Raw genomic sequence first — 8,170 nt, forward strand, 5'->3', positions numbered from 1 at the left:
AATGCTACCATCAGTAATGCCATGGCTAGCTTGAACGCATCTAATGCGGCCCTTCAAGTTGCGAACCAAAGCATGCAACAAGCTAGTGTTAATGCAGCAAGTGCATATCAAGCGGTTAACTCAGCTGCGGTGAGTGGGGCGGATGCCAGTGCTGACGTTGCTTCGAATGCATTATTGGCTAGTGTTTATGCTAGCCAAGCCGCTTCAGCAGCTGCCGGTCACCATTACACCCAAGCCAATGCTTACAATGCATCTGCATCATCATATGCAGCTTTTGCTACAAATGCAGCGAACGCGGGTCAAGCGGCTAGTGGTTACATGACAGCGGCACAAACGGCAGCTAGTCAAGCTACTAGTTATCAAGCCGCTTCTGACGGGTTGAACAGTCAAATCAACGCCACCGTTAGCGTTGCTGCTCAAGCCGTACAAGCTGATCAATCAGCTAAGCAAGCCGCTAGTTATGCTAGTGCGAATGCTCAATTATTAAGTGATGCTAATTCGATGGCTACAGCTACTTCAAATTCTGCTGCTGGGACTCAACAATCAAATACGGGTATCAATACTACGATGAGTTCAGTCAACTCAAGCATGGGTTCAATGAATGCTCAGGCGAGTCAATTTGCTCAAGTGGCTAGTGCCAATGCTGCCAATAGCGTCATCAGTAATGCTGTTTCGAACGCTGACCTAGTTGTAAGCAGCGCTAATGGTTTGACCAATCAAGCTAATACGGCTAGTCAAGTGGCCAGTGCCGCATTGTTAGCGGCTAATAATGATAATGCCCAAGCCGCTGCTGCATCTAGCAACGCGAAGGTCAATGCCAGCGTGGCTGCTAGTGCGGCTACGGTCGCAAGCAATGCCGCCCAAAGTGGGGATGCATCGGCTGCCGCCAGTGCCGCTGCCGTTGCTAAACAGGCTAATTCCAATGCGATTGCTGAACATGCTACCACTAGTGCAGCTAGTTTAGATGCATTGAATCAATCCAGTAATGCTAGTTCTGCTACTAATGTTGCTAATAGTGCCGCATCATTAATGAGTAGTGCGAGTGCATTCATGGCATCGACATCGGTAGTAATTGCTAACGCCCTTAGTGCCCAAGCTAGCCAAGATGCTCAAGATACGAACCAAGCCGCTTCAGCTCATTCAACGGCGGTTAGTTCATTAGCTAGTTCCACGACTGCGAATGCCAGTGCGGCCCAAAGCTTAGCTGGCGTTACGAGTGCGACTAGCTCGGCAGTTAGTGGTTACAATGATACAACGACTAGCAATGCTGCTAACGTTAACCAATTAGCAGCTCAAGATACCTCCAATGCAATTATTGCCAGTCAAGCTACGATTGCTAACTCAGCTGCTAGTGTGGTATCCAGTCAATTAGCAATTGCTAATCAACAAAATGCCATTGCTAATAGTAATGCAGTGGCTGCGAGTGCTGCATCTGCCCAAGCTGCTCAATCCCGTCAACAAGCCAGTGCTGGGTCACAAACGGCTAGTCAATTAGCTAGTGAAGCGGTCTTAGCATATGCCCAAGGGAATGCAACCTTAGGGAGCTTATTCCACTCCCAAGCTACTTCAATGGTCGATAGCTTAGCAGCAGTCCAAAGCAGTGCTGCTCAACAATCCAGCATTGCTGCTAGTGCCCAAAGTGCTGCTAATCAAGCTGCCACATCTGCTCAAGCTGCCCAATCCATTGCCAGTGTTGCTGATCAAGCGGCAAGCAGTGCTAATAAGGCTGCCATTGCGGCTGCTAGTCAAACTGCTGATGCTAAGTCCCATGCTGCGGATACCCAAGGGGTAATTAAGAACGTTACTTCTACCATGGCTAATGCAGTGACGAGCGCCACCACGGCAGTTAACTCCGCAGACAGTTATGCAAAGAGTGCGGTTAGTGCCGCTTCGGCTACAGCCAGTCAAGGGAAGCTCACTGATGGTAACAATAGTGTTGCTAATACCATCCTTAGTGCTAACCCAACGAATGTAATTATTAGTCAAATGGCAACGAGCTTAGCAACCATGACTAGTTCTATGGTTGCCAACATGAATAGTGTGGCTCAAGCTACTAGTGCAGCGGTAAGCAACGTTACTAACAGTAGTAGCGCTACGAGTCAATTCTTAAGCGCTACGAACCAAACGACTAGCGAGGTGACGACTAATACGAGCCAAGCTAGTGTAGCCGCAAGTGTAACTAGTAGTGCGGCTAGTCAGGTTAATAGTCAACAGGTAGTTGCCAACAGCATGGTCAGTGCAATTACTAGTGATGTGCACACCATGCCAAGTGCATTGAGTGCTGCTGGATCAGTGGCTGCTAGTGCAGCTGCAACAATCAGTGCCGCAAATAGTAATGCATTGATTCAAAGCTATGTAGCTGCGAGTGCCAACCAAGCTGTTCACTCCCTTGCTCAAGTGGCGCAATCAGCTAACCAACAAGTTGCGAGTGCCAACCAAGTTGCTGCCCAACAAGCTAGTGCTGCAACGACTGCTTATCAAGCTGGTAATCAAGCCCTCGGTGACACGAACAACGCAACGCTCAGTCAAGCTACTAGCGTGGCAAGTCAAAACGCTGCCGTAGCTGCGAGTGCATCTGCTACCATCAGTCAATTAACTAATACGATCGCGACTGCTTCTCAACAAGCATTGTCAGCATCGACGACAACTGAAAATGCAATTAGTGCCTTGAACAGTGCGATTGCATCGGCAACCAGTGCGGTTGATAGTACGACGAGCGCTGGAATTACCAGTGCCGCATCAAATACTAGTCAAGCAGCTGGGGTTAATGCGGCCGTTAAACCAGTCCAAAGCAGTGCAAATGCGAATGTAGCTACGGCTCAATCCGCTGCTAGTCAAGCAAGTGGAAATGCTCAATCAACGAACGCTCAATTTACGAGTGGTCAAGCTAGTGCCGCTACCATTCATTCCATTGCCGCTGCGAACGCTAATAACGCAGCGCTCAATAAGCTCAATAGCCAAGCTAGTGCCACAATGAGTCAATTATCAGCTGTGCAAAGTGATGCTATTGCCCAAAGTCAAGCTGCTAGTCATAACTATCAACAAGCTAGTGCTGCAGCGATGACGGTCAGTGCGAACGGGGATGCGGTTAGTTCTACGGCCCAATTGGCAAGCATCTATGCGAGTCAAGCGGCTCAAGCTAGTCGTGATCACCAATTTGCTCAAGCAGACTCACTAAATGCAAAGGCGGCTAGTTACGTTGCGAATGCCAATGCTGCCTTGAGCAACGCCAACCAAGCAAGTCAAGCAGGGAGCCAATTTACCAATGCTGCTGGTGTTGCGGCTAGTCAAGACGCTAATGACGTAACGCAAGCTACTTCATTAGTAAATCAATTGAGTCAAGCTGTGGCTAGTGCCAACGTGGTTCAATCAGCCATTGGCCAAGCTAGTCAAGCCGCTAGTGCAAGTGTAAATGCAAGTCAAGCGGCGGTTGCAACTCAATCTGCTAGTCAATCAGCAATGCAAAGTGCTAGTTTAGCAACTGCAGCCGTTAATAGTGCTAACCAACAAGCAGCAACGGCGCAAGCTACGGCTAGTCAAGCTAACGCCTAAGCAATTGCTGCCAGTGCCTTAGCGAGTCAACAAAATCAACTTGCATCGACTGCTGCGCGAAACGGGAATGCTGATAAAGCCAGTGCCGCCAATGAAGTGGCTCAAATCGCAGCCAGTCAAGCCAGTGATTATCAACGGACTGCTTCCCAAGCGGCTAGTGCCAATGTTTCAGCTGCTAGCCTTGCTAGTTCTGCCGTTAGTGCATTGAGTACTGCCAATAGTAACATTAGTGCCGCCGGCTTAGTGGTTAATTCCGCCAGTCAAGTGGTCAGTGATCAATTAGCCGGAATGCGGATGGCTTCCAGTGTCGCAACTAGTGATAACCAAACGGCTAGTTCCCATGCAAGTGCCATTACTAACGTTGCTAGTGCTACGCATCAAACGGCGCAAACGACTAGCTCATATAACGACCAAGCTAGTGCTGCTAGTCAATTAGCAAATAGCATTAACGCAACGACCAGTAATGCTGCGACCGCAAGCAATAGTTTGGCGGCAGCAATGCCTACGAACAGTGCGATTGCTAGTCAAAATTCATTGATTCAATCTGCTGCCAGCGTGGTTGCTGATGCTACTAAGCATGCACAATCACAAGCTGGAATTGCAAGCAGTGTAAATGCTGCTGCCAGTGCGGCTGCATCGCAAGCTAGTGCGAACCAATCCGCTGCTGTTAGTGGTTCGAGTCAAGTGGGCTCATTAACAAGTCAAGCGGTAAGTGCTTATAACCACGGAGATGCTAAGTTAGGAAGCTACTTTAACGACCAAGCTGCCAATGCAATTAACAACTTAGCTAGTCTCCAAAGTGATACGGCACGGCAATCATCAATTGCGACCGATGCTCAAGCGGCGGCTAGTGCTGCCAACATTGCAGCTACTAGCTACCAACAAGCCGCCCAATCTGCTGCGGACACTGTGAAGACCACTAGCACGACGATTAGTTCTACTGCGAACCAAGCCGCCCACAGTGCCAACGCTGCTAACGGTAGTAGCGCTGAAGCATTGAACAGTCAATTTAATAGTTACGTTAGTGCTGCTAGCGTAGCTGCTAAGTCGATTACCGATGCAACGGCAAGCGTCAATAGTGCCACCAGTGCGGTGCATTCTGATCACGTTGCTGGTCAATCCGCATCACAAACGATGACTCAATTGATGAGTGCTGATCATAGTAATGCAATTATTAGTGCTGCTGTCCAAATCGTTCAATCTGCTACGGCCCAATTAAGTGTTACTGATTCTGGAGCTCAAGGGCAAGCTAGCGTTTACGCATCTGCTTCTAAAGCGGCGCAATCTGGATTAGGCGTGCTAAGCAGTGCAGCGGAATCAGTTGCGGCTAACATTAAGTCTGCCAATGACTACACATCATTAGCAAATAGCGCAACTAGTGCCAATGATTACGCTGCGGCAAGCAAGTTTACTTCCTTAGCACACCAGTATGTAACGGCTGCCTCTGCAATGATGGCAACTGCTTCTACTGCGAATGCGAACGTAACGACGAATTCGAATGTGGCTGCTAGTGCTGTTCAACGGCTCCAAGCCAGCCAAGCTAGTGCGACTGCCTTATCGGCAAGCATCAGTAGTGCGGTGCAAAGTGCTATCCAAGCCAGTCAAGCTGACAGCGATGCAGTGGTTACTAACAGTACGGCTGCTACCGCTAGTGCAATGAGTGGTAATCTGGACCGTGCCCAAACGAATATTCAATCTGCTAGTGCTCAAGCCAGTCAAGCAAACCAACAATTAGTTCAACAGGCAAGTCAAGCAGCAGCTGCTTACAGTGCTGCGAATGCCAATGCTAGTGCGGCCGTTAGTGCTGCTAGCGCCGCTAATATTAAGGTCCAATCAGCTAGTCAAACCATTAGTGCTGCTAACCAAGTCGCTGCTAGTGCCAATGCAGTGATCACGAGTGCTAAGGCAACGGCTAGTGCTGCTGCTCAAGTTGGGGATGCTAGTGTAGCGAGTGCTGCTCGTTCCACGGCTGTCTCAGCAGCTGGCTTAATCACCAGTGCTAGTGCAACTGCTGTCAGTGCGGCTCAAGATGGCCAAACCAATGGCCAACTAGTTAGTTCAGCCAATGCTGCCGTAAGCAGTGCCAACCACATTGCGCAAAGTGCTAGTGCTGCAGCTAATAGTAATGCGAATGCCACGAGCACCGCTGTGAGTGCTGCCAACGATGAGATCAACCAGATCTATCAAAACGCCAGTGCTACTAGCGTCAATGCAGACCAAGCACGGCAAGCTAGTGTTCAAGCTAGTTCAGCTGGTATTGCAACGACGAGTGCCAGTGCTTCCACAACTGCATTGCAAAGTCAAATCGCTACGGTAGCGAGTGCTAATGCCAATAGTCACTTGATTCAAAGTCAAAATGCAATTGGTCAACAGGCAGTATCAGATGCAACGAGTGCAATGCAAGTGGTTAGTGCCGCCAATGCTAAGGATAGTGCAGCTTACCTTGCTGCTAGCTCAGCATCAGTCGTAGCGAGTGCAGCAATTGCGGATGCTGAAAAGTCGATCGCATTCATGAACGCTGCGCAAAGCAATGCTGCTAGTTACTATCAAAATGGTAATTCTGCAGCGGCTAGTGTCTACAACGATTACTACCTTTCAGCAGTTAGTGCCTTAAATGCTGATAAGGCATCCGTTAGTGCCGCCCACAGCATTGCCAGTCAAAACACGGCCATCGCTCAATCGGCTGCGGCGCAAGCATCCAGTGCCCAACAGGTAGCGACAGCGGCTAATAGCCGTGCTGCAACTGCCTTGACCACGGCTCAAAATGCATCTGCAGCGATTGCAGCTGCCAGTGTAGTGGCCCAACGGTCATCACAAGTAAGCGTTGCAACCAGTGCATTTGCTAGTCTAGGCCAATCAACGACTAGCGCTAGTCATACAGCTGATAGTATCAATACTTCAGCCATGACGACGTCATCTGCATTTAGTAGTAATGCGGCTCGCTTAACGAGTAGCATTGCTGCTGGCCAAGCTAGTGCGGCTGGTCATTTGGATAGCTTGAACTATGCAATTGCTAATAGTAAAGCTCGGGCAATTATCCATTGCCGCCAGTGCCGCTGGTTCATTGATGAATTCTGCTGCGACAGTCGTTAGTGCCGCCAATGCATCTGCGCAAAGTGCAACGGTAAGTGCTCAACAGGCTCAATCCAATGCGGTAGTAGCAAATCAACAGGCTAGTGATGCTGCATTAACTTCAAGCATCGCTGCAACTAACGGTGATTACGCTACCGCAAGCACAGCGCGGACAACGGCAACGACTCTCGCATCAATTGCTAGTCAAGCACAATCAACGGCGAGTCAAGCAAACAGCACTGATGAATCAGCAGTAGCTACTGCTAGTTCTGCAGCTCTTCAAATGAGTATTGCCATTGCAATGCTCAGTAACGCAGCGAATGCTACGAACAGTGTGGTTAGTGGGATGAATAATACTACTTCGGCATCGAGCAACCCTACTTCGAACCCTAGTTCTAATTCGCAACCATCAGCTAGCGTTAATCCAACCCCTAGTTCTAATGCAACCAATAATGGAACAACACCAAGTACTAGTGGTTCCACATCGATTAACAACAGTGCATCGTTGTACGTGCCATCTAGCAGTAGTAATAGCACAACGGCTACTTCGACGACGAATGGTGGAACGACTGCTAACTCAGCTACTTCAAATGGAACGACCGGCACCACGAATGCAGGGCCTACCACAAACGGTAGTAGCGTAAACGGTAATGCCACTAATAGTAATTCAGCGAATGCTAGTTCTAGTGCTACGATGAGTAGTAGTGCTAACTCAGGATTGAGCAGTAGTACAACTGTGAACTACTATTCTGATGCAATTCGGGATGCCAAACGGGATTCGGTCAATGCGTCATTTGCTAACAATTCGATTTACAAGGGTGCTTACAATGGTTTCGTTCAAGGATTGAATGGTGATTCAATGGCTAGTGTAGCTAGTGACAATGCTGAATATGTCAAGAACTATCAATCAGCATATGCACAAGGCCGTGCTAGTTATATGAATTACTATTCTGAAGGAGCCTCTGAAGCTGCTGAACAATCGATGGCAACGACTTCACTACGTGACAAGCCAAAGGGTTACATTAATGGTTATGTCAATAAGTTCAATGCCAAGTTAACTAAACGGCCAATTTATATTTACAACCACAAGCCAGTCTATGTTTATAGTCAGGCAACGTTTGACAAACGTGGTAAGATCATCAAGCGTGATCAAAGACCACAAAACAAGATCCATGAATTTGAAGTTAAACGGATCAAACTCGCCAAGAGCGGGTTGGTTAGATACTACGTTAAGAGCCATCAATCTGATCGCCATATCGTAGGATACCTAACTACGAATCCAAAATTCATTGCGAATGCATACTATCAAAAGGCCAACCTAAAGCATAATACTGATCGAAAGATTCGAGTAATTAATGATAAGGGAATTTGGACTCATGGTAGCAAATCATTTGATACTAAACACCGCTTCTATCGAGTTGGTGCTAAGCTAAAGGTTAAACGAGTGGTAAGATATAAAGGGGTGACCAGATTCTATATTGGTGCTGGTAAGTATATTACAAGTAACAAGAAATTCGTGAAATTTCTTTAAACCACATTAGGTTTA

Annotated in this window: 3 protein-coding genes; all 3 read left to right on the top strand. The window is 48.0% G+C overall.

The genetic code is table 11. The annotated features are described in order from the left end of the window. The first annotated feature begins 21 nt into the window (after positions 1 to 21). Positions 22 to 3,552: a beta strand repeat-containing protein gene (locus tag R4146_RS05155; RefSeq protein ID WP_339960354.1), complete on the top strand. Its 3,531-nt coding sequence runs from the start codon at positions 22 to 24 to the stop codon at positions 3,550 to 3,552. A gap of 96 nt (positions 3,553 to 3,648) precedes the next feature. Continuing rightward, positions 3,649 to 6,645, top strand: coding sequence for a hypothetical protein (locus R4146_RS05160; protein WP_339960355.1), 2,997 nt, complete (start codon positions 3,649 to 3,651; stop codon positions 6,643 to 6,645). After that, positions 6,563 to 8,155 carry a DUF5776 domain-containing protein gene (locus tag R4146_RS05165; RefSeq protein WP_339960356.1) on the top strand — a complete coding sequence of 531 codons (1,593 nt, stop codon included), beginning with the start codon at positions 6,563 to 6,565 and terminating at the stop codon, positions 8,153 to 8,155. The genes R4146_RS05160 and R4146_RS05165 overlap by 83 nt, the downstream gene beginning before the upstream one ends. Positions 8,156 to 8,170 lie beyond the last annotated feature (15 nt).

The organism is Nicoliella lavandulae (assembly GCF_037546185.1).
Lineage (GTDB): Bacteria > Bacillota > Bacilli > Lactobacillales > Lactobacillaceae > Nicoliella > Nicoliella lavandulae.